This window comes from Stutzerimonas kunmingensis, assembly GCF_002929225.1.
Taxonomy (GTDB): Bacteria; Pseudomonadota; Gammaproteobacteria; order Pseudomonadales; family Pseudomonadaceae; genus Stutzerimonas.
This window is the reverse complement of the sequence record NZ_PISM01000012.1, coordinates 1-1,192: the sequence shown is the minus strand read 5'-3', so window position 1 is coordinate 1,192 and position 1,192 is coordinate 1. Positions and strand designations below refer to the sequence as shown.

Annotated in this window: 1 protein-coding gene; it reads left to right on the top strand. The window is 56.8% G+C overall.

Annotated features, from left to right (window positions below):
• Positions 1–84 precede the first annotated feature (84 nt).
• Entirely contained in the window at positions 85–1,176 is a 1,092-nt protein-coding gene (locus tag CW305_RS06580) for an IS630 family transposase (protein ID WP_104097428.1), read from the top strand.
• Positions 1,177–1,192: the final 16 nt, after the last annotated feature.

The following is a 1,192-nucleotide window of genomic DNA, read 5'->3' as shown; positions in this document are numbered from 1 at the left end:
CTAGTGTCCCGAGCGGGTAGTTCGTTTATTTAACAACATATCGATATACTGGCGCGACTCCAAAGCCACTGATTAATAACCCACATGGCCAAACCCGCCGCCTGCTTTGTCTTAACGCCGTCCGATCACGCCACCCTGCAAAGCTGGTTACGAATGGGCTCGCTGGCGCAGAGTCTCGTGCAGCGTGCTCGTATTCTGCTGCTATTGGCTGACGGAGTGACGCCCAAAGAGGTCAGTGAGCAGCTTCTGGTCTCCGCGCCGGTGGTGTTCAAATGGCGCAAACGCTATCTAGAGGCCGGTCTTGAGGGTCTGAACGACCTGCCTCGCAGTGGCCAGCCACGCAAGCTCAGCGCGCAGAAAGTCAACGACATCCTCACGCTAACGACCCGCCGCGTTCCCCGTGAAGCAACGCATTGGAGCGTCCGATTGATGGCCAAATATGCTGGCGTCACGACTTGGCAGGTTCGCCAGGTCTGGGCCGCTTCCGACCTCAAACCGCATCGCCTGAAAACGTTCAAAGTCAGCAACGACCCGCATTTTGCGGACAAGGTTGTCGATGTCGTCGGGCTCTACCTAAACCCGCCGGATAACGCTCTGGTGCTATCGGTAGATGAGAAAACCCAGATCCAGGCGCTGGACCGCACCCAACCGATGTTGCCATTGCGCCCAGGTCAGATTGAGCGGCGTACTCACGACTACAAGCGTCACGGCACTGCCAGCTTGTATGCCGCTTTCGACATCCTGACGGGCAAGGTCATCGGGCGAATCACTCAGCGCCACCGGGCCAAGGAGTTTCTGGCGTTCCTGCAACAGATCGACCGCAGCACGCCCGCCGAACTGGATTTGCATGTGATCCTGGATAACAGCTCGACGCACAAGACCCCCGCCATCAAGCAGTGGCTGGAGAAGCATCCGCGTTTCAAGCTGCACTTCACGCCAACCAGCGCTTCGTGGTTAAACGCGGTAGAAGGCTGGTTCGCGCAACTGGAAAGGCGAGCACTGTATCGTGGCGCTTTTACCAGCGTGGCAGACCTGAAGACGGCTATTCGCCACTTCATCGAGGCCCACAACGAGCTCTCCGCCAAGCCATTCAAATGGAACAAAACGGCTGAATCGATCATCAGCTCAGTCCACAAAGCTAAACTTGGCGCGATGAAAAATAGATTATTGAACTAACCGCTCAGGCCACTAG